Here is a 25,363-nt window from a genome sequence, read left to right on the forward strand (position 1 = left end):
ATCCATATGAAGGCGTTATCGTTCCTCCTTTTCACACTATTATTTTTCGACCACTCTTTTGCCCAGGTACAGGATGATTTTACCGATGGCGATTTCACGGCCAATCCGGCATGGACCGGTGATGCAGCGAAATTCGAGATAAACACCGAACATCAACTGCATCTGAATGCTCCTGCCGTAACCGATATTGCTTATCTTTCCGTACAGAATACAAGCATCAATAACACAGAATGGCTGTTTTATGTTAAGCTTGATTTTTCTCCTTCCAACAGCAATTACCTGAAAGTTTACCTTGTGGCGGATGCGCCCGACCTGAAGCAACCGCTGAACGGATATTTTTTGAGAATGGGTGAAGACGGAAGCAATGATGCCATCGACCTTTACCTGCAGCAGGGAACCACTACAACTTTGATCATGCCTGGCATCGACGGTCATATGGCCGCTTCGGTGAACACCGTTGGCATAAAGGTGGTTCGTGATAATGCCGGTCATTGGGAGGTGTATTCCGATCTTACCGGTGGCACCAGCTTTTCGCTGGAAGGCACCGCTACAGACAATACTATCACATCAACGTCTTATTTCGGATTTCTTTGCACCTATACCAGTACACGGTCCGACGCATTTTATTTCGACAATATCTATGCCGGGCAGCCTGTGGTGGATGTTGATCCTCCGCTGCTTTTGCAGGCCACTGCCCTGTCATCCAATCAGCTTGATATGTTGTTTAATGAACCTTTGGAGCAATCGTCAGCGGAAACAGCTTCCAACTATTCCGTAAACAACAGTATCGGAGTTCCTTCCTCATCGCAGCTTGACTTCAGCAATCCGGAACTGGTGCACCTCTCATTCATTAATGCGTTTCCAAATGGTATTACCTGCACCGCCACTGCCATGCATATTAAAGACCTTGCGGGAAACGAGTTGCTTTCGGCCACCGCCGATTTTGCCTACTACACGTCGCAGGCAAATGATGTTATCATCAATGAAATAATGGCGGATCCCGATCCTGTAGTCGGGTTGCCTTCCGCAGAATATACGGAGTTGTATAATCAGTCGTCGCTGCCTGTTGACCTCAGCGGCTGGACCTTCAGCGATGCCAGTTCCACACAAAACATCTCCGCTTATGTGTTACAACCCGGTGCTTATGTGATACTATGCGACGATGCCAATGCAGGCCTTTTCTCTTCTTTCGGAAATGTAGTCGCTCTTACCTCCTTTCCCAGTTTAAATAATGATGGCGACCAACTGACGCTGAAGAATGCTTCAGGCAGCGTGATAAATTCTGTCGCGTACAGCAGTGCATGGTATGCAGATGTTGTGAAAGCCGAAGGCGGCTGGTCGCTGGAACTGATTGACCCCAACAGCCCCTGCCAGGGAAGCAATAACTGGATCGCATCCACGGATGTGAGTGGCGGGACACCTGGAAAACAGAATGCTGTTTTTGGCGCTAATCCGGATACGACAGGCCCGCACCTTATCAGCGCCGCATTGCTGAATGCTTCCAGCATAAGATTGAATTTTAATGAAACACTTGACAGCGCAGTGGCCTCACAAATAATCAACTACCAGGTGGATCCGGTTACGGCAGTGCTTGCTGCCGATGTCATTGCCCCCGACTTTACAACAGTGGAATTGTTATTGAATCCTGCGGCAGATTCAAATGTAGTTTACACGATCACAGTAACCGGACTTGCTGATTGTTCCGGCAATGTGATAGACAGCAATAACACGGCGCAGTTTGCCATTCCGGGAAAAATTACAACCGGTGATATACTGATCAATGAAGTGCTCTTCAACCCGGCTAGCGGAGGCTATGATTACCTGGAAATCTACAATAACTCACAAAAGATAACCGACCTCAAAGAGCTGAAGGTGGCCACAACTGATGATTTCGATTCTTTGGTCAGCGTGAAAAGCATTACCACGGAAAGCAACCTGCTTTTTCCGGGACGATATATGGTGCTCACAGAAAACCCCGCGGCTGTCCGGCAATTTTACTTTGCTGAAAATCCGGATTGGTTCATCGAAATGGATCTGCCATCTTTCAATGATGATGAAGGCGTGATCGTATTGGTAAACACAGATGGCACACGGATCGATCAGCTGCATTATTTTGATTCCTGGCAGTTTCCATTGATTGATAATGTGGAAGGGGTGTCGCTCGAACGTATCTATTTCAGTTCACCAACGCAGGATTCTCTCAACTGGCACTCAGCAGCATCAACGGTTGGTTTTGGTACGCCGACCTATAAAAACTCGCAGTACATGCAGCCCGGAATTGGTGATGAGATTACGGTTTCACCGCAGGCATTTTCTCCTGATCAGGATGGGTTCAATGATGTATTGTCAATCGCCTATCAATTTGATCAGCCGGGCTACACGGCCAACGTTCGCATCTTTGATGATAAAGGAAGGCAGGTGAACGACCTGGTGCACAATGCCTTGTTGCCGCAGTCAGGATCCTTTACCTGGGACGGCTTAACCGATAAGAATGAAAGAGCCTCCATCGGCATATACATCATTTACCTCGAAATCTTTAAGTTGGATGGCACAGTGAAACATTATAAGAAAGCCTGTGTACTGGCTGCCAAAAAAAGTTAAGGCCCGAAGCCTCCGGCACATCGCACCGCGAAAAATATTTAAACTTTTTTCTATCTAATTACGTAAACCTGTACAAACAACTTATTCCGCTTTAAATTGTCTCACACACTGCTCCTGGTTGACGATGATGTCACCTTCTCCAACGTCATCAAACTCTCACTTGAAAAGGAAGGGTACAAGGTACATGCTGCGCACCATGCCACCGAAGCGATGCAATACCTGAACAAGCATCCGCACGATATACAGGTGATGCTGCTGGATTGGAGCATGCCTGATATATCAGGTATTGAGTTATTGCGGAGCATGAAACAAAACAAGAACTATGAAGACATACAGGTGATCATGCAAACCGTACTCGGAAGTGCTGATGACATCAGGCAGGGCATTGATGCAGGCGCCTTCTTCTACCTCGTTAAACCCGTAAAGAAGAACCTGCTGATCTCCACGATCAATGCTGCTATCCTCGATTTTGAAAGGAAGAAAGCACTGCTCAAAAAACTGTCGGAAAGCGAACGGGCGCTGCACAACCTGTACGAAGGCACGTTTCATTTTCAAACGGTGGCGGAAGGCGATAACCTCGCTGTACTGATCGCCAATGAATGCCCGCAACCGGAGGAAGCCGTTTATATCTCAGAATTGCTGGCCAATGCCGTGGAACATGGAAATGCCGGACTCACTTATGACGAAAAAACAAAACTGATCAGCAAAAATCAGTTGGCTGCAGAAGTAGAACGCCGGCTGTCACTGCCGGAAAACCGGAATAAGTTCGTATCCGTCACACTGAAAAGATCAGACGAATACTTTTCCATTATGATAGAAGATATGGGCAAGGGATTTAACTTCAGCAAATACCTGCAGTTTGAGGATGACCGCATCTTTGATAATCACGGTCGTGGCATTGCCATTCTCAATTCATTGTTTCCGGTTCAGTTCAAGGAAAGAGGAAACAAGGTGATGGTGAAGATTCCCTTGGGAGGCCCTGCAAAACTGTAAAGATTTTTCTTGCTTACCTCCCGTATCATCGCCGTCCAGCATTCATCTGCCTTCCGCGCATTGTCTACGCTGGTCAAAGTAACTTAATCTCAATTCTTACAATCCTTTCTGCATTCAGGTCAAAAGGATATTTTTGAGCATTCGTCATGCGCACTCATCACCTTTCTTTTGGCACTGTAATAGTTTTCAGCGTGTTGCTGTTCGCAGCCTGTAAAAGTTCACTGGAAGGCAACCTGTTGCCTGATACACCTCCCGAGACCTTTACGATTGTAGATACCATTATCCGCAATGGCGACGATCGTTTCAACTCGCAGGTGGAAATACACTGGTGGGCAGATGATCCTGATGGCTACATTGCCGGATATGAATATACCTTCGACAGTATTATTGATGAAGATCACAGCTGGCATTTTACTACCCGGCAGGATAGTATTTTCCTGCTGGCTACGCCTCCGGGCGAAGATACCCTCGATTTTAATTTCCGTGTCCGTGCCATTGACAACCTCGGCATAAAAGATCCGACTCCGGCTACATTAGTGTACCCGGTAAAGAACTCTCCTCCTGCCGTCAAATTTGTTCCGGCTGCCAATAACCCGACAGTCACCTTTCCGGTGATCCGTTTCTATTGGGAAGGAACTGATCCCGATGGATTCGAAAACCTGCATCATTATGAATGTTGCTGGAATGATACAACGTCGCTTCCTTACACTATCGAAATTTCTGCTACAGGTGCTGTGTTTGAAGCGAATGACCTGTCATCAGACTTCCCGCTTTGCAGGGTTTACCTCAACAACAATGGCGACCCGCAGCAAGAGTTGATGAATGGCATGGCGCTCAACGACACTAATGTGTTCTACATACGTGCCGTTGATAATGCGCTGGCGGTATCTCCATTTGTTGCTTCCTACAAAGTGTATGTAAAAAAACCGGTGAGTTCCATCTTGCTCGTTGATGGCTACACATCGGGAACAGCGGCCGTTGAAAGTTTCTTCACACAGCAACTCGCCTCCGCCGGATTCCCGACGGCAGATACGATGCAGATTTTCCAGCAAGCCAACGGCGCCTATACACAGCTGTCAGCCGATAATATTTCTCAATCGAAATTGTTCGCCCTCTTTAACACCATCATCTGGTTCAGCAATGATGCTGTTAACTCACTGTCACTCGGTCAGCGCACGCTCAACGATTTCTTCAATAATAATGGTAAGCTACTGATGTCAGTTTATGTTTCTTCCTTGTTTGATGAACAATCAGACTTCCTTGATTTTACTCCGGTGCAGTCATTCGTCGTACCGGCTGATACCACCTTACTGCTGACCGACACTTCTTCCATCATTCACCTGGCAGCAGGTTACAGCGACCTGAGAAGCGCTTCCTTCCTTGGCGTGGTGCGGCCTTTCCATCTTGCAGTGGGAGCCACAGCATTGTATGATGCAAACCTGATAGCAAAAGACAACAATACGCTTGCGCTCTCTGACTGGACGGGCATCTCCACCGTCATGGCCAAAAAATATGATGGCGCCGGCCATACCAATTTTGTTATCTCCACGCTGGAATTGCAAAAGCTGGACGGGCTGGGCAACATGCATACATTTTTTGAACAGGTACTGATCAACGAATTCGGCCTGTAACAGCTATGAAACGCATCACCATCTTTGCTTCAGGCACAGGCACCAATGCAAGGGCCATACTCCAGCACTTCCGCCATAATCCGCAGGTTAAAGTGGAAGCCATCATCTGCAACAAGCCTAAGGCAAAAGTGATCAGTGTTGCACAGGAATTCCAGGTTCCCTACTACCTCATAACAAGACAAGATCTTTATGAAACGAGTCATGTGCTGGATTTATTAAAAAGTTCTGCAACGGATCTTGTGGTGCTGGCAGGATTTCTCTGGCTGATCCCGGAAAACTTATTGCAGGCATTCCCAAGGCGCATAATCAACATTCACCCTGCCCTGCTTCCTTCACACGGCGGACCAGGAATGTATGGCAGCAAAGTACATGAAGCTGTTTTACAGGCGAATGAAAAAGAAACCGGCATCACGATACATTACCTCAATGATAAGTATGATGAGGGAGAAATTATACTGCAACAACGCACAGCAGTTGATGCAACTGACACGGCGGAAACCATTGCAGCCAAAGTACATGCATTGGAACATGAATGGTATCCGAAAGTGATAGAAGATTTGCTGCTTCATTAACCGGTCGTTGCCATCCGTCAGTATTGCTGCTGCAGGAAATCAATCATCCGCAAGTTATTTGGTCATGAAATCAGTTTTCGAAACGGATTTCACTATCCGTCTAAAGGAACGAAAATGCTGAATCTGTCAAGGAAGCCGTTCTCAATACATGCTGAAATCTAATGTTGCTTTCAGGTTTACATCATATGCATGTCGCATTGGCTGATCCGGAAAACCGTTAATCACATTGCATGCTCAAACAGCGACTGGTTGTATTTAACACTTCATCATGTATATTTGCCCCGCTTATCAAGAAAGACGGAGGGAATAGGCCCTGCGATGTCTTGGCAACCCATCCCGGTGGGTGCTAATTCCTAATCCCGGCTGCAGCAGGGATGAAGATAAGATCAGCGGTTTAACCGACGATTTTTCCTGGTAAGTATTATGCAATGAAGAAAGGCGGTGCAATAAACTGTACCGCATAAATCATTTTTCAGACTTATTCAACAAAGAAATTACTTACCATGGAAATAAAAGCTATTCTCAATGAAAGAATCATGATCCTGGATGGCGCAATGGGCACTATGATTCAACGCTATCAGCTGCAGGAAGCTGATTACCGTGGCAACCGGTTTAAAGATTACGAGGCTGATCTGAAAGGCAACAACGACCTGTTAAGCATTACACAACCATCGGTTATACGCGAAATTCATGAAGCCTACCTCGAAGCAGGTGCCGATATCATTGAGACCAATACATTCAATGCTCAAAAAATCTCACTCGCCGATTATAAGATGGAGACATTGGCATATGAAATAAACTTTGAGTCGGCGAAAATTGCCAAAGCTGCTGCCGAAAAATTTTCACAGCTCACGCCCGGCAAACCGCGTTTTGTTGCCGGTGCACTCGGACCCACCAATAAAACTGCTTCGCTTTCACCGGATGTGAATGATCCCGGCTTTCGTGCAGTTACTTTTGATCAGCTGGTGGATGCCTACACCGAACAGGTACGCGGGCTGATGGATGGCGGTGTCGACCTGCTGTTGGTGGAAACTATTTTCGATACCCTGAATGCCAAGGCAGCATTGTTTGCCATCTATGAAAATTTCGATTCAGTCAACCGGCAGTTACCGGTCATGATTTCAGGTACCATTACCGATCAAAGCGGCAGAACACTGTCCGGTCAGACACCAGAGGCATTCTGGAACTCAGTCGCACATGCCGAACCATTGTCGGTGGGCCTCAACTGTGCACTCGGTGCTGAATTGATGCGGCCTTACATCGAAGAGTTGTCGAATGTTGCCACCTGTTTTATCAGCTGCTATCCGAACGCTGGACTCCCCAATCAGTTTGGCGCCTACGATGAATCACCCCTGCACATGGCAGGCGTGATGCGTCAGTTTGCCGTAAGCGGTTTTCTGAACATCGCAGGTGGCTGCTGTGGTACTACCCCTGAACATGTCAAAGCAATTGCTGCGGCTTTACAGGATTTGGCGCCGAGAAAAGTGCCTCAGCTTGAGCATGCATAAATAATTGAATCCCGGCTATTGGAAATTTTCTCATCACAGAAATATTGTACCTCGTGCCGGCTAAAAATCCTGAACTATTTCCTCATGAACAAAGACTCTTTCAACGGCAAAAGTATTGATGATGTTGGAACAATTTTTTTGCATCTGCTTTCAAATGCATGTAAATACAAGTTGTCATTGCGGAATATGAAAGATCGTTGCTTTCATACAGCAGCGATATTATCGTATTTAACCATGCAGTAAAAAGCCGTTCATACAATCCATGACCACTCATACCATAAAACCATACCTGAGACTTAGCGGGCTTGAGCCACTCACGCTTACACCTGAAACTAATTTCGTCAATATCGGTGAACGCACCAACATCACCGGCTCGAAAGAATTTTCCCGGCTGATCCTGGCCGGAAATTATGAAGCCGCCGTCGCTGTTGCGCGGCAACAGGTTGAAAACGGCGCACAGATTATTGATGTGAATATGGATGAAGGCATGCTTGATGGCAAAGCCGCCATGGTGAAATTCCTGAACCTGCTTGCTGCGGAACCGGATATCTCAAAAGTTCCCGTGATGATTGACTCATCAAAATGGGAAATTATAGAAGCGGGGCTGAAATGCCTGCAGGGAAAAGGCATCGTGAATTCAATTTCTTTAAAAGAAGGTGAAACAGGTTTTCTCCGGCAGGCCACAAAAATAAAACGTTATGGTGCCGCAGTGGTGGTAATGTGTTTCGATGAAAAGGGGCAGGCTGATACTTTTGAAAGAAAAATCGAGATCGCTAAAAGGTCATATGACCTGCTTACTAAAAACATACATTTTCCTCCGCAGGATATCATTATTGATCCAAACATTCTGGCCATTGCCACCGGCATGGAAGAGCATAACAGTTATGCAGTGCACTACCTGCGCGCCACGAAATGGATTAAAGAAAACCTCCCGCATGCCAGCGTGAGTGGTGGCGTAAGCAACCTTTCTTTTTCATTCCGCGGCAACAATACCGTGCGTGAAGCCATGCACACCGCTTTCCTCTATCATGCCATCAAAGCGGGAATGGACATGGGCATCGTGAATGCAGGCATGATCAGTGTCTATGATGAAATTCCAAAGGACCTGCTCACGCTGGTGGAAGATGTGATCCTCAACCGGCGCGCTGATGCCACCGAACGGCTCGTGGCTTTTGCCGATACGGTAAGGTCAAAAGGCAAAAAAGCGGCGGAGGAAGATGCATGGCGCAAACTTCCTGTGCAGGAGCGGCTGAAGCATGCGCTTGTTAAGGGCATCACTGAATTTATTGATCAGGACACCGAAGAAGCACGTTTGCTGTACAAGGCACCCATCGAAGTGATTGAAGGTCCGCTGATGGAAGGCATGAACATCGTAGGCGACCTTTTCGGCTCCGGTAAAATGTTTCTGCCACAGGTGGTGAAGAGTGCCCGCGTCATGAAAAAATCTGTAGCGCTCCTCACACCTTATATTGAAGCCGCGAAAACGGCAGGCAGCTCAAAAAATGCGGGAAAGATTTTACTCGCCACGGTGAAAGGAGATGTTCATGATATCGGAAAAAATATTGTTGGTGTTGTGCTCGCCTGTAACAACTATGAGATCATTGATCTTGGCGTGATGGTGCCGGCGGAAAAAATTCTTGATACGGCCAAAAAAGAAAATGTAGACATTATCGGATTAAGCGGACTGATTACTCCGTCGCTGGATGAGATGGTTCATGTAGCAGGTGAACTGCAACGGCTTGGCTACTCAATACCGTTGCTCATCGGCGGTGCCACCACATCGCGCATACATGCCGCCGTAAAGATCGCACCGGCATATGCTGCTGATACGATTCATGTGGTAGACGCTTCAAGAAGTGTTACGGTAGCCGGCAGCCTCATGGGCAAGGAAACGAAGCAGTCATTTTCGCAAAAGATAAAAGAGGAATACCGCGAACTGCGGGAGCAATATGCAGGCCGCAGGCAAGACAAAAAATATGTTCCGCTCGCCTTTGCCCGCAGCAACAAAATAAAAATCAACTGGGAAAATTACGTGCCGCCACAGCCTTCCTTTACCGGCATAAAAACCTTAACAGCGTATCCGTTGGAGGAAATAAGAAAAAATATTGACTGGACGCCATTCTTTCAGACATGGGAATTGTACGGCAAATACCCTGCTATACTCAGCGATGAAAAAGTGGGAGCAGAAGCGAGGAAGCTGTTGGAGGATGCCAACACTTTGCTTGATGAAGTGGTAAGCAGGCAGCTGCTCACGGCGAATGCCGTCATTGGATTTTTCCCGGCTGCAGCCATTCATGATGATGATATTGAGATCAGCATGCCGCAGCATCATCAGCCTTCAACCGGCTCCGCGGCTGTCAATGACATGCACATGACCTTTCATTTCCTGCGGCAGCAAAATGAGAAGGCAATTTCACAACGTTATTATTCACTCGCAGATTTTATACTGCCGAAAAAACACGCAAAAACCTTAGCTCCTTGCGTACACGACCACCTTGGCTTTTTCGCTGTTACTGCAGGCATTGGCATTGAGTCTTTAATTGAACGGTTCGAACAGTCACATGATGACTATAATGCCATCATGATCAAAGCCCTTGCCGACCGGCTGGCGGAAGCATTCGCGGAAACCTTGCATCAAATGGTGCGGAAGGAATACTGGGCATATGCACCGGCGGAAAACTTATCACCGCAACAGTTAATTGAAGAAGCCTATTCCGGGATACGCCCTGCTCCGGGCTACCCGGCCTGCCCTGATCATACAGAAAAGAAAAAGATATTTGAACTGCTGCAGGTGGAAAAAAATACGGGCATCCGCCTCACAGAAAATTACGCCATGTATCCCGCTTCCTCCGTTTGCGGATTTTATTTCTCGCATCCGGATTCAAAATATTTTGGTGTCGGAAAAATTACACGGGAGCAGGCGGAGGATTATGCCAAACGCAAGGCAATGACGTTGGAAGAAACAGAAAAGTGGTTATCGCCTAACCTCTCTTACCGGCTTTAATTTTTTTTATCTGCCCGTTCCCTGCTACATCGCTATCTGACCATGTTATCCGGTGAACAGCTTTACTTATTACATGGCATTGTTCCCCTGCCTTTCAAAATATTTTAGTCTAAATTTACTGCCCTTAAATGCCACCATGAAGCAAATTCATAGCTACGCTTTCCTGACTTTTTTCACCCTGTTTTCCCTGCAACTTTCCGCGCAGTCACCGGTAATCTCCCTGCAGGTGTTTTCATCCGGTTACAGCAGCCCGGTTGACATAAAAAATTGTGGCGACAACCGTTTGTTCATCGTACAGCAAAACGGTTATATCTACTGGTGCGACTCCGCCGGCGTTAAGAATACAACCCCATTCCTGGATATTCATACCAAGGTCCTTTTTGGCAGTGAACGCGGCTTGCTGGGATTGGCATTCCATCCTGATTATGCAAACAACGGCTACTTCTATGTCTACTATACAAGGACCACTGACGGCTATCTGCGTATTGCGCGTTACACCACCGATTCGCTGAATGCAAATGTGGCAGATCCAAACAGCGAACTGATATTAAAGGAAGTTCCACATCCTAACTTTGCCAATCACAATGGCGGCGGCCTTCAGTTTGGACCGGATGGCTACCTGTATGCAGGCACAGGCGATGGCGGAAGCGGCGGCGATCCGGATGAAAATTCACAAAACACGAAAAAGTATTTAGGTAAACTTTTGCGGTTTGATGTGGATGGCGGTTCACCCTATGCCATACCCGCCGACAATCCTTTTATTGCAGACACTGCCAACTATTATCCTGAGATATGGGCTTATGGCCTGCGCAATCCATGGCGTTTCAGTTTCGATAAACTGACCGGCGATTTGTGGATTGGCGATGTCGGCCAAAACACATGGGAAGAAATAGACTATATGCCGGTGGATGCCGGTGGTGGTCAGAACTATGGATGGGACTGCTATGAAGGCACCCATAACTATGAACCCGGAAATTGCTCCGTCGGTGATGTGCTTACCTGGCCGGTATATGAATATCAGCATTGCATCGGATCTAATTGTGATTGTTCTATCACCGGCGGTTATGTTTACCGCGGCGGACAATATGCCAATCTGTTTGGCAGCTACCTTGCTGTTGATTATTGCAGCGGGAAATTCAGGGCTACCGTACAAAATGCAAACGGCACATTCACCACCTCGCTGGTCGGTGATGAAGTTATCACGCAGGATGAATCTGCCTTCTCATCATTCGGACAAGACCGATATGGTGAGTTGTATGTTGCCAATGTTACCAACGGTAAAATTTATTCCGTGATTGATACCTCCTGTTTACCGGTAGCACAAATTCTTGCGAACAACATCAATGGTTATGCAATAGATTCATTTATCTGTGCCGGAACGCAGTTACAGGCAGTAACCGGCGTGAGTAACAGTTACCAATGGCAATTAAATGGCTTTGATATTATTGGCGCTACATCACCGGCACAGATGGCAGATGAAGCAGGCGTTTATACTGTAGTAGTTACGAATGCGGCAAATTGCACGAACACCTCTGACGCCGTCACAGCCGGGCTGCCAACTCAGCCTGCCATTGACGGCATTGATCTTCTCTATTGCGTGGCACAAGCATCGGATACCCTGCTTGGTAACCCGGCCGGCGGAACCTTTTCCGGCGACGGGATGAATGGCAATGTCTTTAATCCTTCCGATGCAGGTATTGGTTCACACATCATTACCTATACCTATGAAAATTCTTATGGTTGTACGGCCATGCAATCGGAAACCATTGTTGTGGATGCATGTACCGGCATTCAGCAAACTAAAGACAATGCTGATTGTATCATTTCTCCAATGCCCAGCAACGGATCTTTCACCATCTCATTTCATCATCCGGTGATAGAGCCGATTGAACTCAGCATGTTCTCCATGTCCGGTAAACTTATCAGCGAAAACATTTACACCGCATCTCCATCAGGATCCATCGCATGCAATGTTCAGCCATCAGCGGATGCCATGTACCTGTTAAGAATAAAAACAGGTAATGCAATAATTTTCCGGAAATTAGTGATAGCCCATTAACCCTTAGCAATCCCGCCAGCCTCCAAAATATTTTCATCATGCTCCCTTCATTCACAAAAAAGCCGCTGCTGATCATCATCATCATTGTATTGCATGGATACCATGTCAGCTTATTTGCACAGGAGTCAGCGCATGTTCCCGGCGATGTGATCGTGCTGTTAAAACAGGGAAGTGATGTGAACCGTTTGGTTGCTGATTGCAGGATGATAGAAAATCAGTCAACGGAGTTTGCTGCCTTACAACAACTCTCGGCACGATTAAATATTTGGTTGCTTCATTTTAACAGCACGCTTGTTGATGAAGCAAAGATGCTCTCTGCCATTAAAGCACATGCATCAGTGACCCTTGCGCAGTACAATCATTTCACCGAAAGCCGCAACGTGCCCAATGATGATCAGTTTGGTGCGCAATGGAACATGCTGAATATCGGGCAAACCGGCGGAACATCGGGTGCAGATGTGCGGGCAACCAATGCCTGGGACATCACTACCGGTGGCTTTACCGCCGGAGGCGACACCATTGTAGTAGCGATTGATGATGACGGATTTGACCTTGCGCATCAGGACCTCAACTTCTGGAAAAATCACCAAGAAATTCCGGGTAACCTCGTGGATGATGATCACAATGGTTATACAGATGATTATGATGGATGGAATTCACAGACAAGCAGTGGTGTCATCACCTCAATCGGAAGCGGCCATGGAACGCATGTGGCCGGCATAGCCTGTGCCAGGGGAAATAATACCATCGGCGTTGCGGGTGTGAACTGGAATGTTAAGATTCTGCCGGTACAGGGAAATTCAGGCACGGAATCCATTGCAGTGGCAGGCTATGGATACATTCTCGAGCAGCGGGCAAGATACAATGAAACGAATGGTGACTCGGGCGCCTTCATAGTTGCCGTGAATTCATCCTGGGGAACTGATTTTGCTTTACCTGCCAACTTCCCTGTCTGGTGTGCCATGTACGATTCAATGGGCGCTCAGGGCATATTGAATGCTGCAGCCACCAATAACAGCAGCAATGTGAATGTAGACGTGCAAAGCGATATGCCGACAGCCTGCAGCAGCGATTATCTTATTTCCGTTACGAATACGGATAAAAATGATAACCGCACCGCTGCCTTTGGCGCCACCACCATTGACCTGGGTGCACCGGGTACTTCGATTGTTTCCACCATTCCCGGTAATGGCTATGCTTCCAAAACAGGAACCTCCATGTCATCGCCACACGTAGCCGGAGCCATTGCCCTGATCTGCTCGCTTCCCTGCGATTCTTTAAGCAATGATTTAAAGCATGACGCCGCTGCAACCATGTTGCGTATCAAAGGATTTATTCTCGATGGCGTTGATCCTGTCAGCGGGCTTGATGGCGTTACCGTCAGTGGCGGACGACTGAATGTGAACCAGGCACTCCTTAATGCCGCTGCTTATTACAATTGTAATGTTGGCGTGAAAGATCCTGCACAGGCTGTAAACGGAATCAGCGTTTTTCCGAATCCGTCAACCAATGAAGTGACCATTACTGCCGGTGTGCGACTGAGTGGAAATATTTCCATCGCGCTCATCAATGTAATGGGACAAGTAATGAAAGCAGCAACACTGCCGGGCAGCAATAACTATGAAATGCAGACGAATGTATCCGACCTTCCTACAGGAATTTATATGCTCCTCCTGAGCAATGAGCAGGGCGTGATCGGGCAAGAGAAAATCATAGTAGAGTAAAATAATTGTGCTGTCGGTGATGCATGGTATCTCATCTCAGACATGCCACTGATTTCACCAATGATAAATCAATGCGCATCTAACCAATTTCTCCCTACGCCTGCTCCCACCTCAATGGGCACACCAAGCGGCATAGCGTTTTTCATCAGCTCCACAACCATTTCTTTCACTTCTTCAACTTCGGCAACATGCGCGTCAAACACCAATTCATCATGTACCTGTAAGGTCATCCTGGTTTTGAACTTCCGTTGCTTAAACGCGCGGTGAATATTGATCATAGCCACCTTGATCATGTCGGCAGCCGAACCTTGTATAGGTGCGTTGATCGCCAATCGCTCAGCCTGTGCGCGCACGGTGAAATTCGCCGAGTTAATATCACGCAGATAACGCTTCCGGCCAAGCACTGTTTTTACATAGCCATGTTCATGCGCGAAAGCGATATTACTCGCCATCAGCTGACTCACACCCGGAAATTCCTTCTGGTAATTATCAATGATCTCTTTAGCTTCTGTGCGGGAGATGCCAAGTGTCTGTGACAATCCGAATGCAGATTGTCCATATGCAATGCCGAAATTCACCGCTTTTGCATTCCTGCGCATTTCCGAAGTCACCATACTCAGCTCAACATTATACACTTTTGCTGCCGTAGCGGAATGAATATCAAGTCCCTTCTTAAAAGCATCGAGCATATTTTCATCACCGCTCAGCGCTGCAATGATGCGTAATTCAATCTGAGAATAATCGCACGACAACAAGACATACTCCTCATCACGTGCGATAAAGGCCTTGCGAATTTCTTTTCCGCGATCAGTACGGATCGGAATATTCTGCAGGTTAGGATCCACCGAACTCAGCCTTCCGGTGGCAGCAATGGCCTGGTTGAATGAAGTATGTACTCGTCCTGTCTTTGGGTTGATCAGCAATGGCAATGCATCCACATAAGTTGATTTCAGCTTGGTCCATTCACGATAGTCCTGTAATTTCTTCGCGATCTCGTAGTCCTTCACCAGCTTGCCGAGCCTATCTTCATCGGTCGAATACTGCCCGGTTTTTGTCTTTTTTCCCTGGTAAGGAATCTTCAGTTTGTCGAACAGTACTTCCCCTAATTGTTTGGGCGATGCCAGGTTAAAGCGGACGCCGGCCAGATCATACACTTCCTTTTCCACCTGAATGATCTCTTTCTCCAGCTGTTTAGAATAATCATTCAGAAATGTCTTATCAATTTTTACTCCTTCAAATTCCATATCGGCAAGCACCGGCACCAATGGCACTTCCACTTCCATGCATAACTGTTCCACTTCTTTTTCTTTCAGCAATGGCATGAAGATTTCTTTAAGCTGCAGTGTTATATCAGCATCTTCGCCTGCATACTCCGCCACCTTCGACACTTCCACATCGCGCATATTGCCCTGTCCTTTTCCTTTTTTTCCAATCAGCTCCTCAATATGAATCGGTTCATAGCTGAGATAGTTTTCGGCAAGTATGTCCATATTATGCCGCTGATCGGGCTCAATGAGGTAATGCGCCAGCATGGTATCAAACATCGGCCCCTGCACTTGCACGCCATACCACTTCAGCAGCAGCATGTCGTACTTGATATTCTGTCCGATCTTCCGGATTGTTTCACTTTCCAGCGCTGGCCGGAACAGGGCAAGTATCTTCATCACCCTGTCACGATCAGCAGGCAACGGAATATAAAATGCCTCAAAAGTTTTAAAGGAAATGGCAAGCCCAACCAGTTCAGCGAGGTTCGCATCTACATGGGTTGATTCTGTATCAAAACAGAATTCCTCCTGTTTCATCAGTTCCTCCACCAGGTTTTTCATTTTCTCTTCCGTATCAACAAGGTGATAGGTATGCGGTGTTGAAGCTGCATTTTTTGAAGCCTGTGGCTTCGTGGCCGGTGAATCAGGCAGTGTTGCACTTTGGGCAACAGGAACTTCCTGACCGAACAAATCCCTTTGCCTTGCTTCCGGCGCCACTACGGAGTAACCCTCTCCGATTATCCTTTTGCCGAGTGTCCGGAACTCGAGGTCATTAAAAAGCCTGGTGAGCTCTTCCTTATCCGGTTCTTCCATCACCAGTTGTTCTTCTGTTGCTTCCACCGGTACATCGGTTATGATAGTGGCCAGCTTTTTCGAAAGCAATGCCTGCTCTTTCAGGTCGATTACAGTTTGCTGCAGTTTACCTTTCAGTTTTTCCGGATGCGCTATGAGGTTTTCCACGGATCCAAATTCATTCACCAGTTTTTTGGCTGTCTTTTCGCCCACACCGGGCAAACCAGGAATATTATCTACGGAATCACCCATCAACCCTAAGATGTCAATCACTTTTGTTACATCGTCAATCTCCCATTTTTTCATGATCTGTTCAGGACCTAACACTTCTACCGGCCTTCCCTGATATGCCGGTTTATACATAAAAATATTGGGTGAAACGAGCTGGCCATAATCCTTGTCAGGGGTAACCATATATACTTTGTAGCCGTCCTTCTCCGCTTTCTTTGCCAGTGTGCCAATCACATCATCCGCTTCAAAGCCATCGAGCTCGACAATAGGAATCTTAAATGCTTCGATAATCTTACGGATATAAGGAATGGCGATGGTGATATCTTCCGGTTGCTCCTGCCGGTTGGCTTTGTAGTCGGCAAAGTCATCTTCGCGGTTGGTTTTCGCAGCGGTATCAAAGCAGACTGCTATATGCGTGGGCTTCTCGCGCTGTATCAGGTCAACGAGTGTATTGGTGAAGCCAAATACTGCCGTCGTATTTATTCCCTTGGAATTATAAAATGGTGTTTTACTCAACCCGAAGTAGGCGCGGTAGATGAGTGCGAAAGCATCGAGCAGGAACAGGCGTTTATCGGTCATTTCGTGAAACTGTTTTTGCGGCGGATCAAAAATAACTGCAAATACTGATGAATGAATCTTGCAAATGTGGCAATTAATTGATGATTGATGAGGTGACAATACTGCTAAAGAATCTCGCCGTATAAAACACTGCTGTAGTCATATCCATTTACATGATCACCACTGGCGGATTACGATTAAACAACTTTTCGCTGCTGCCAACACATTGGCCTCCGGCAATTGCAATTCAATCGCTTAAGCGTTTAACCTAATTCCTCCCAATACTCCACGGCTCTTCTGAAATGAGGAATCACAATCGTCCCGCCGACAATATTAGCAACCGCAAACACCTCATAAATTTCATCAGTGGTCACACCTTCCTCTTTGCATTTTCCAAGATGATACTTGATGCAGTCATCGCAGCGGAGCACCATCGATGCCACCAGGCCGAGCATTTCCTTGGTCTTCACAGGCAATGCACCTTCAGCATACGTATTAGTATCAAGATTGTATAACCGGTTAATCACTTTGTTGTTTTGTGCAAGAATCTTCTCATTCATCCTCGAACGGTAAGCGTTGAATTCATCTGCTGACTGGCTCATGTTTTATTTTTTTGTATGAGTTAAAGAACTTCAAATAAGTACCTTTGTTATTCGTCTTTCTTCAAAGTAAACACAAAAAAAATTATCGCCATGAACAAAACCATTATCACCATTGCAGTCATCGCATTGATTGCATTCGTGCTGTACTCTACCTTCAAAGGCGCCTACAACAACATGGTGACAAAGGGAGAGGATACCAAATCCAAGTGGTCGCAGGTGGAAAGCCAGTATCAGCGCCGCACCGATCTTTATAACAGCGTAGTGAAAGTGATTGAAGGTTCTGCCAACTTCGAAAAGAGCACACTCGTAGAGGTGATCCAGGCAAGGGCCAATGCCACTGCAGTAAATGTGGATGCTTCCAAACTGACTGCGGAATCTATTCAGCAATTTCAACAGGCCCAGGATCAGCTGAGTTCGGCATTCAGCAAGCTTATGGTAGTGGTAGAACGCTATCCTGAGCTGCAAACCACACAGCAATTCAAGGACTTTCAAACGCAGATTGAAGGCACTGAAAACCGCATCAATAAATCGCGCGATGACTTCAACCTCTCGGTGCAGGATTACAATACCTACATCAAAAAATTTCCCACCAACCTGATAGCCGGCATGTTTGGATTTGCGGAAAAAGGTTATTTCAAATCCAATGCAGGTTCAGAGAATGCACCTGACATCAACTTTAAGATCAACTCATCCGCGCCTGATACGGCCAGGTAATATCATCAGCCCAAATGGCAACATCCGGTACATTTCTATCTGCTGAACAGCAGGCACAGATTGTGACTGCTATCAGGGAAGCGGAAGGCAAATCTTCAGGCGAGATAAAAGTCTATTTCGAAAAAAACTGCAGGAAAGACCTGCTCGACCGTGCCGTGGAAATATTCCACAAGCTAAAGATGGAACAGACCGCGCTGAAAACAGGTGTGCTGATTTACATTGCCTATGGTGACCGTGTCTTTGCGATAATCGGTGATAGCGGCATCAATGAAAAAGTTCCTGCCGGTTTCTGGGAATCCACCAAAACGCTGATGGAAGGTTACTTCAGGGAAGAAAAATTTACGGAAGGATTGCTGAAAGGCATCAAACTGGCCGGCGAACAACTGAGTCAGTTCTTCGAAATTTCCGGTAACAACACCAATGAAATCTCTGACGATATCATCATAAGTAATGAATAAGCTGAAGCATTTACTGTTGTCTGTGATGATACTGTTGACAACAGGATGGTATTGCATGGCCTTTGATATTCCGTCAAGGCCCCAACCACCCAGGCTGGTGAATGATTTTGCCGGCATGCTGAGCAGCGAACAGGCGGATCGTCTGGAAACAAAGCTGGATGATTACAGTGATTCCACCTCCACACAAATTGCCATCGTCACCATTGTATCCCTTGATGGCAGCGACATCACGCAAACAGCTTACCGCATAGGTGATGCATGGGGTGTTGGCGGAAAAAATCAGGATAATGGTGTGGTAATCCTGCTTTCAAGAGATGACAGGAGTGTATGGGTTGCCACCGGAAAAGGTATGGAAGGTGCTGTTCCTGATGTGACAGCCAAAAAAATCATCGACAATATCATGCTGCCTTCCTTCAGGAACGGAGATTTCTATTCCGGGCTTGATGAGGGAACGGATGCCATCATGAAGCTGGCTTCGGGTGAATTTGTGGATGAACTCGGCGATCAGCAGTCACAGGATAAAATTCCGCTCATCGTCATCATTATCATCATCATCATTATTCTGTTTATCATTTCAAGAAACAACCGTGGCCGCGGCGGAAGGTACATCAGCCGTGGCGGCACCTTTTCGCCCTGGTACTGGGGAGGCGGCGGCTTTGGCAGTGGCGGCTTCGGCGGCAGGGGATTTGGAGGAGGCGGAGGTGGAGGCTTTGGTGGATTTGGAGGCGGAAGTTTTGGCGGTGGTGGTGCCGGTGGCCGGTGGTGAGAAATATCGGACAGACACAATTTAAGATGCTATTAATGACAGGCATGCCAACTCATCATACTTACTGCATCTTTTTAATAAATCATTGCGTGGAGATTATATTCGTGTTATGATATTGATCGGAAGACTCCCTCAAACCTTCACACTTTGTTGCCTACTCATCGCAGGACTATCTCTTATGGAATCCTGCACACCGTCCGGTAATCACCGGCAGGATCTGAAACCTTATTTTGATGCGTTCCAGGTAGACGGCTGCTTTGAGTTGTTTGATCTGAACAAAGGCGATTTCACCGACTACAACACCGACCGTTGCAGTCAGCGATTTATTCCTGCATCCACATTTAAAATATTCAATGCACTTGTTGGACTGCAGCTGGGTGTTGTGTCCGATGAGCACTATGTCATGCACTGGGACAGTGTGCAGCGATCCGTTCCTTCCTGGAACCACGATCAGGATATGGAAGAAGCAATGAGAAATTCTACCGTATGGTATTACCAGGAGGTGGCGCGAAAAATCGGGCCGGGCAAAATGCAGCAGTATCTCAACCTCGTGCACTATGGCAATGCGAATATGACCGGTGCGATAGACAGCTTCTGGCTGAATGGCGGCCTGCGCATTTCCTGCGATGAACAAATTGAATTTCTGAAAGATTTTTACCAGAATACATACCACTTTTCAAACCCTGCCATAGCGGCTGTCAAAAAAATGCTAGTGCTGGTGGATACGATGGGCTACCGGCTGAGCGGAAAAACAGGATGGGGAGAAATGAAGGGCGAAGAAACCGGAGGACAGGCCTTAAACATCGGCTGGTTTGTAGGTTATGTGGAGAAAGAGGGGAATGTTTATTTTTTCGCCACCAATATCAGCTCACCGGAACCTGCGCCTGAAAATTTTGGAAGCGCAAGCCGGCAGATCACCTTAAAAATTCTGGAGGAAATGGGCATCGTCAGCAACACAACCCTATCAGGTTCTTTACAAGCACATTGATTTGTATGTTTTCAGAAACGACCTGCTATATGATAAGAAGGTCTGTAATACTTGCTGATCGGTACAGGATGCATTAGACGAATTATTAATTGTGCTTTCAATCACTTCACACAATACGCCTTACGGCAACATTTTCAGGATTACAAAATTATTATCGTGCACTAAGATTGTATCACCAGCCCAATATCCATCCAAACATCAGTGGTGCAACGATGCTTGCATCTGATTCCACGATAAATTTCGGAGTGTCAATTCCCAGCTTTCCCCATGTAATTTTTTCATTTGGCACGGCGCCGCTGTAGGAACCATAACTGGTGGTTGAATCGGATATCTGGCAGAAATAACTCCAGAAAGGAACATCATGCCATTCCAGGTCCTGGTACATCATCGGCACAACGCAGATAGGAAAATCACCTGCAATACCGCCTCCAACCTGGAAAAACCCTACTCCTTTACCACCTGAATTTTTCCTGTACCAGTCGGAGAGTTGTACCATGTATTCAATGCCCGACTTCATCGTTGATGCCTTCAACTGATTTTTGATCACATAGCTGGCGAATATATTTCCCATGGTAGAGTCTTCCCAACCGGGCACTATAATCGGAATATTTTTCTTTGCCGCTGCCAGCATCCATGAATTTTCCGGATCAATCTCATAGTACTGCTCCAACACGCCACTCAGCAGCATCTTGTACATGTATTCGTGCGGAAAGTAACGCTCGCTTTTCGTCTCAGCTTCCTGCCAGATCTTATATATATGCTGCTGTATCCTGCGAAAGGCTTCTTCCTCTGGAATACAGGTATCGGTAACCCTGTTATAATGATTTTCGAGCAAGTCCCATTCATCCTTCGGTGTCAGGTCGCGGTAACCGGGCACGCGTTTATAGTGACTGTGCGCCACAAGATTCATGATATCCTCTTCCAGGTTGGCGCCGGTGCAGGAGATAATCTGCACTTTATCCTTTCGTATCATCTCTGCAAAGGAAATCCCCAGTTCAGCGGTACTCATGGCACCGGCCAGCGTTACCATCATCTTTCCGCCATCATCCAGATGCTGCACATATGCTTTGGCAGCATCCATCATGGCAGCAGCGTTGAAATGGCGGTAATGTTTTTCCATAAACTGCGAAACAGGTCCCTGTGGCATAGCTTATTATTTTTTGCGAAGATAGAAAAAGAGTAGTGAGCTAATGTGAAGCAATGCAGCACAACATGCCTGCCGGCTGCCGTCCTTTCATTACTGCTTCACCCGTTGCAGCGTGGCTACCTGCAGATTGGAAATGCTGTACACGCCAATTAATGGGATGGTATCGGCAGGGTGCTCAATATTTCCGGTAGACCACTGAATGCTTTCCCTGCCGGCAGCGATACTGAACTTCAGCTCATCATAGTTCAGCAATTCATAATCACAATCGAGGAGGCTTCCCATAACAGAAAACCGGCTGACAAAGTGGTTACCGAATAATCCACTCATGATATCAATGCCGTTGCGCTCATCCAGCGAGTAGGAACCCAGTGCCGAGTCGCGCACCACTAACTCATAATTGCGCGGAATGCCATCGTAAATAATATCCCAGCAGTAACGGTCAAGGGCCGGCGTCGGCATAATCGTCAGTTTCATCGGCACATTTTTCTCCAGGCCGCGTTCAGAATATATTTTTAATATGCCGTCCCATTCTCCGATCCAATCTTCCGGAAAACACAATTTATACGGATCAGCCAGCGGAGGTACCGGCAGCGTATTCAAAACAATCACCGGCTCAGGACTCACCTCCTCCACTTTCACCATGGCCCAGCCGGCATGTATGATATCGAGCGAATCTGCCGCGGCACGGGAAAGATCAATGATGCGGCTTTTAATATATGGCCCCCTGTCATTTATGCGCACTATTACAGACTTGTTGTTTTTCAGATTGGTTACCCTTACCAGCGTGCCAAAGGGAAGTGTAAGGTGCGCTGCCGTTAATTTCCTGTTGGAAAAAATTTCTCCATTCGCTGTTTTGCGGCCATCAAACTTGGAAGCATAATAGGAGGCATGACCGGTAGTGGAATACAGTTTTTGTGCATGACTTGTGCCGTACAACAGACACAAGGCTGCCATCAACAAATATTGCCGGAATGGTTTCATCCTGAAGAAAATTTCTGCTTCCACTAATATTTTTATTTGCACAGCACTGCGCCGCTGTTATCACGGAGACAAACCGGCTACATGAGCCACGAACTGCACTGCGGGCGAATGCACATGTTGCTCAATATAAACAAAATCAAGAGACGGGAAAGTAAGGACAGGTACCGGATTTTTTGATCAACGGCCGAAGCAATAACATTGCTATGATTTAAAGCTCAGCAATCTTCTCCACCCTGCGCTGATGACGGCCACCTTCAAATGAGGTATTGATGAATTCCGTCACCATCAGTTTTGCAGACTCCAGCGAAACAAAGCGGGCAGGCAGGCAAATCACATTGGCATCGTTGTGCTGACGGGCGAGATGCGCTATCTCCACGGTCCAGCAAATGGCGGCACGAATCTTCAAATGCTTATTAGCGGTAATTGCTACGCCGTTGGCACTTCCACAAAGGAGAATACCGAGGGCGGCTTCTGCCTGCTCAATAGCCCGGCACAAAGGATGAACGAAGTCAGGATAATCTACGGAGGATAATGAGTCTGTTCCAAAATTGATTACGACATAACCCTGGCTGCCGAGCCATTCGCGTAATGATTCTTTATACTCAAAACCTGCATGGTCGCAACCGATGGCGATTACTTTTTTGTCATTCATGTTTCATTAATTTATTTGAGCATGATGTGGTGCATGTCATTGCTTATGCTGCATGGTAGGTATCATCTGCCGATTCGTTCTCCGCAACCAGCTTGCGGTTGGCTGCCACCTTCCTGGAAATGATGATGCCTATTTCAAACAATCCATATAAAGGTACGGCCACGAGAGTCTGACTGAACATATCCGGCGAAGGCGTGATGACAGCTGCAATCAGCAAGATCACCACCAGCGCCATTTTCCGGTATTGCGACAAGAGCTCGTGGGTTGTCAGCCCCACCTTTGCCAGAAAATAAATCAGCAACGGAAATTCAAAAACCAATCCGCAGGAAAAACTTAAGCCGGTTACCGTATCAATATAAGAGGAAAGGTTGATATTGTTCTTCACCTCCTCACTCACCTGGTAAGAACCCAAAAAATTTACCGTAAACGGAACAATGAGGTAATAACCGAATAACACGCCCAGGTAAAAAAGCAGGGAGGCGGCGAAAACGGCACCACCGGCCTGTTTTTGTTCTCCTTCAAACAATGCAGGCTTAACAAACTTCCAGAACTCCCAGAAGATATAGGGAAAAGTGAATACCAGGCCGAGTACAAAAGCGATCTGCAGGTGGATCATGAATGGTGCCGACAGATCGATATTGGTCAGCGTAAAGGAAATTTCAGTAGTGCACAAACTTTTCCAGTGCAGCAGGTCACCAAGCCGGCACATCATCCGGTATGTCCAGAACTGCGGATTCTTCGGTGCCAGTATCACCTGGTCGAAAACAAATGATTTGTTCAGAAACAAAACAATGCCGACGATGATGATGGCCAGCAAAGAACGGATGATATGCCAGCGTAATTCCTCCAGGTGTTCGAGAAACGACATCTCCGCATCACGGCCACCCCTGCGCTGAATAAATCCATCTAACCAACCCATGCAGAATATTCCCTCTTAAAATTCAAGTTCATAGCGTAAGCAACTCAAAGCAACAAACAGCTTCCATCACAATCCGGAATAGAGCCGCTTAGTTACCCAATATCTTCATCAATTCATCCAGCCGCGGGGAGAGAATGATTTCCGTGCGCCTGTTTTTTGATTTTCCTTCCGGTGAAGTGTTGGAGGCAACCGGGAAATATTCGCCCCTGCCCGATGCTGTTATTTGCCTCGGGTCAACGCCGTTTTCCGTGAGTATCCTGATGATGCTGGTGGCACGTAAAACACTCAGATCCCAATTATCTTTCATGGCACCGGTTCCTGCCAGCGGAACATTATCGGTATGGCCTTCCACTTCAATAGTAAGATCCGGATTCTGTTTCAGCACAACAGCCAGCTTCCTGAGTGCATCAGCTCCTTTGGGATCCACTGCAGTGCTGCCTGATTTGAACAAGAGTTTTTCCGCCATGCTAACGTACACCTTGCCATTGCGTTGTTCCACGGTCAGATCGCTTTTTTCAAATCCGAGCAAAGCCTTATTCAGCTGTGCTTTTAATGCGGAAGCAGCAGAGTCCTTTTGATGAAGCATTGATTGAAGCTCAGACAGTTTCTTCTCACGTGCCGCCAGGTTTTGCTGTAATGAATCAAGCTCCTTTCCTTTATTATACAGATCCGCCTGTTTCTTCTTCAGTGAATCATTGAGCGCCAACCGCTCTGAAGAAGCCTTTGATACCAGCAACTGATTCTGTTGAATAGCCTGTTCGTACAGTTCATTGACATCACTATTGATCTCATTCGCTTTCCGGTATTTTTCTCCCAGGTAAGCAGTATCGCCTGCCAGTTTATTCACCTGGTCATTTGCTTCATTAATCTTCTCTGTAAGCATCTTCAGCTGACTGCCCTGTTCATCCAACTGTTTTCGCATGCTGCTGTTTTCATCCATCAGCCTGCTGTTCAGCGCAGTGGCATCTTCCAGCTTCTTAGCGGGAACACAGGCACTGAAAAGCCCGGCAAGCAGGAGCAGCGACAACATTACTCTGTATCTCATCATGTGTTTTGATTTTAAGCGCCCGAAATTACAACAAATCATCCCTAACCCGTTCATCCGGCTAACATTCTAATTTGTGGAAAACCGGAGTACATGTTCAACGAATAAATAAGAAAGCAAGGAAGAACCATTACCGGATTTGTCGCCATGGAA

General features: G+C 46.8%; 19 protein-coding genes and 1 riboswitch. Of the genes, 12 read left to right on the forward strand and 7 right to left on the reverse strand.

All coding sequences use genetic code 11. The features are described 5' to 3' along the window. Positions 1-6 precede the first annotated feature (6 nt). The 8 genes from K1X61_02530 to K1X61_02565 all read left to right on the forward strand — a co-directional run bounded on the left by K1X61_02530 (position 7) and on the right by K1X61_02565 (position 14,092). Positions 7-2,601, forward strand: a complete 2,595-nt coding sequence (locus tag K1X61_02530; protein MBX7107500.1) for a lamin tail domain-containing protein — start codon at positions 7-9, stop codon at positions 2,599-2,601. A 96-nt stretch (positions 2,602-2,697) separates the two neighbouring features. After that, on the forward strand, positions 2,698-3,594 hold the full coding sequence (locus K1X61_02535) for a response regulator (protein MBX7107501.1): 897 nt from the start codon (positions 2,698-2,700) through the stop codon (positions 3,592-3,594). Between the two features lie 146 nt (positions 3,595-3,740). Continuing rightward, positions 3,741-5,225, forward strand: coding sequence for a hypothetical protein (locus K1X61_02540; GenBank protein ID MBX7107502.1), 1,485 nt, complete (start codon positions 3,741-3,743; stop codon positions 5,223-5,225). 5 nt (positions 5,226-5,230) lie between these two features. Further along, the gene (purN, locus tag K1X61_02545) at positions 5,231-5,797 is read left to right on the forward strand and encodes a phosphoribosylglycinamide formyltransferase (GenBank protein MBX7107503.1); all 567 of its coding nucleotides are present in this window, start codon (positions 5,231-5,233) and stop codon (positions 5,795-5,797) included. A 282-nt stretch (positions 5,798-6,079) separates the two neighbouring features. Then, positions 6,080-6,184, forward strand: a riboswitch (SAM riboswitch). A 116-nt stretch (positions 6,185-6,300) separates the two neighbouring features. Continuing rightward, entirely contained in the window at positions 6,301-7,305 is a 1,005-nt protein-coding gene (locus tag K1X61_02550; GenBank protein MBX7107504.1) for a homocysteine S-methyltransferase family protein, read from the forward strand. Between the two features lie 262 nt (positions 7,306-7,567). Continuing rightward, a complete protein-coding gene (gene metH, locus K1X61_02555) occupies positions 7,568-10,309 on the forward strand; it encodes a methionine synthase (GenBank protein MBX7107505.1) in 2,742 nt (913 codons plus the stop codon). A 136-nt stretch (positions 10,310-10,445) separates the two neighbouring features. Further along, the gene (locus K1X61_02560; GenBank protein MBX7107506.1) at positions 10,446-12,368 is read left to right on the forward strand and encodes a PQQ-dependent sugar dehydrogenase; all 1,923 of its coding nucleotides are present in this window, start codon (positions 10,446-10,448) and stop codon (positions 12,366-12,368) included. Positions 12,369-12,406: 38 nt separating this feature from the next. Then, positions 12,407-14,092, forward strand: coding sequence for a S8 family peptidase (locus tag K1X61_02565; protein MBX7107507.1), 1,686 nt, complete (start codon positions 12,407-12,409; stop codon positions 14,090-14,092). Positions 14,093-14,160: 68 nt separating this feature from the next. Here the strand turns inward: K1X61_02565 and polA are convergent, their stop codons facing one another. Both polA and K1X61_02575 read right to left on the reverse strand, forming a co-directional pair. Next, complete coding sequence (polA, locus tag K1X61_02570; GenBank protein ID MBX7107508.1) at positions 14,161-16,959, reverse strand: DNA polymerase I; 2,799 nt, start codon at positions 16,957-16,959, stop codon at positions 14,161-14,163. Between the two features lie 242 nt (positions 16,960-17,201). Next, positions 17,202-17,540 carry a carboxymuconolactone decarboxylase family protein gene (locus K1X61_02575; GenBank protein ID MBX7107509.1) on the reverse strand — a complete coding sequence of 113 codons (339 nt, stop codon included), beginning with the start codon at positions 17,538-17,540 and terminating at the stop codon, positions 17,202-17,204. A gap of 90 nt (positions 17,541-17,630) precedes the next feature. Here K1X61_02575 and K1X61_02580 point away from each other — a divergent pair, with 90 nt between their 5' ends. From K1X61_02580 to blaOXA, 4 genes are all read left to right on the forward strand, one after another. Continuing rightward, positions 17,631-18,254, forward strand: a complete 624-nt coding sequence (locus K1X61_02580) for a LemA family protein (protein MBX7107510.1) — start codon at positions 17,631-17,633, stop codon at positions 18,252-18,254. Between the two features lie 14 nt (positions 18,255-18,268). Then, the gene (locus K1X61_02585; protein MBX7107511.1) at positions 18,269-18,712 is read left to right on the forward strand and encodes a TPM domain-containing protein; all 444 of its coding nucleotides are present in this window, start codon (positions 18,269-18,271) and stop codon (positions 18,710-18,712) included. 25 nt (positions 18,713-18,737) lie between these two features. Beyond that, entirely contained in the window at positions 18,738-19,478 is a 741-nt protein-coding gene (locus K1X61_02590) for a TPM domain-containing protein (protein MBX7107512.1), read from the forward strand. Between the two features lie 178 nt (positions 19,479-19,656). Then, positions 19,657-20,466, forward strand: a complete 810-nt coding sequence (blaOXA, locus tag K1X61_02595) for a class D beta-lactamase (GenBank protein MBX7107513.1) — start codon at positions 19,657-19,659, stop codon at positions 20,464-20,466. Between the two features lie 172 nt (positions 20,467-20,638). On the opposite strand, the gene K1X61_02600 is transcribed toward blaOXA, so the two are convergent. The 5 genes from K1X61_02600 to K1X61_02620 form a co-directional block, all read right to left on the reverse strand. Next, complete coding sequence (locus K1X61_02600) at positions 20,639-21,613, reverse strand: deoxyhypusine synthase family protein (protein MBX7107514.1); 975 nt, start codon at positions 21,611-21,613, stop codon at positions 20,639-20,641. Positions 21,614-21,703: 90 nt separating this feature from the next. Then, positions 21,704-22,594, reverse strand: coding sequence for a septal ring lytic transglycosylase RlpA family protein (locus K1X61_02605; GenBank protein MBX7107515.1), 891 nt, complete (start codon positions 22,592-22,594; stop codon positions 21,704-21,706). Positions 22,595-22,802: 208 nt separating this feature from the next. Next, the gene (rpiB, locus tag K1X61_02610; protein ID MBX7107516.1) at positions 22,803-23,246 is read right to left on the reverse strand and encodes a ribose 5-phosphate isomerase B; all 444 of its coding nucleotides are present in this window, start codon (positions 23,244-23,246) and stop codon (positions 22,803-22,805) included. Between the two features lie 43 nt (positions 23,247-23,289). Beyond that, a complete protein-coding gene (gene tatC / locus K1X61_02615; GenBank protein ID MBX7107517.1) occupies positions 23,290-24,165 on the reverse strand; it encodes a twin-arginine translocase subunit TatC in 876 nt (291 codons plus the stop codon). 88 nt (positions 24,166-24,253) lie between these two features. Then, positions 24,254-25,213, reverse strand: a complete 960-nt coding sequence (locus K1X61_02620) for an OmpA family protein (GenBank protein MBX7107518.1) — start codon at positions 25,211-25,213, stop codon at positions 24,254-24,256. Positions 25,214-25,363 lie beyond the last annotated feature (150 nt).

This window comes from Chitinophagales bacterium (genome assembly GCA_019694975.1).
GTDB lineage: Bacteria > Bacteroidota > Bacteroidia > Chitinophagales > UBA10324 > JACCZZ01.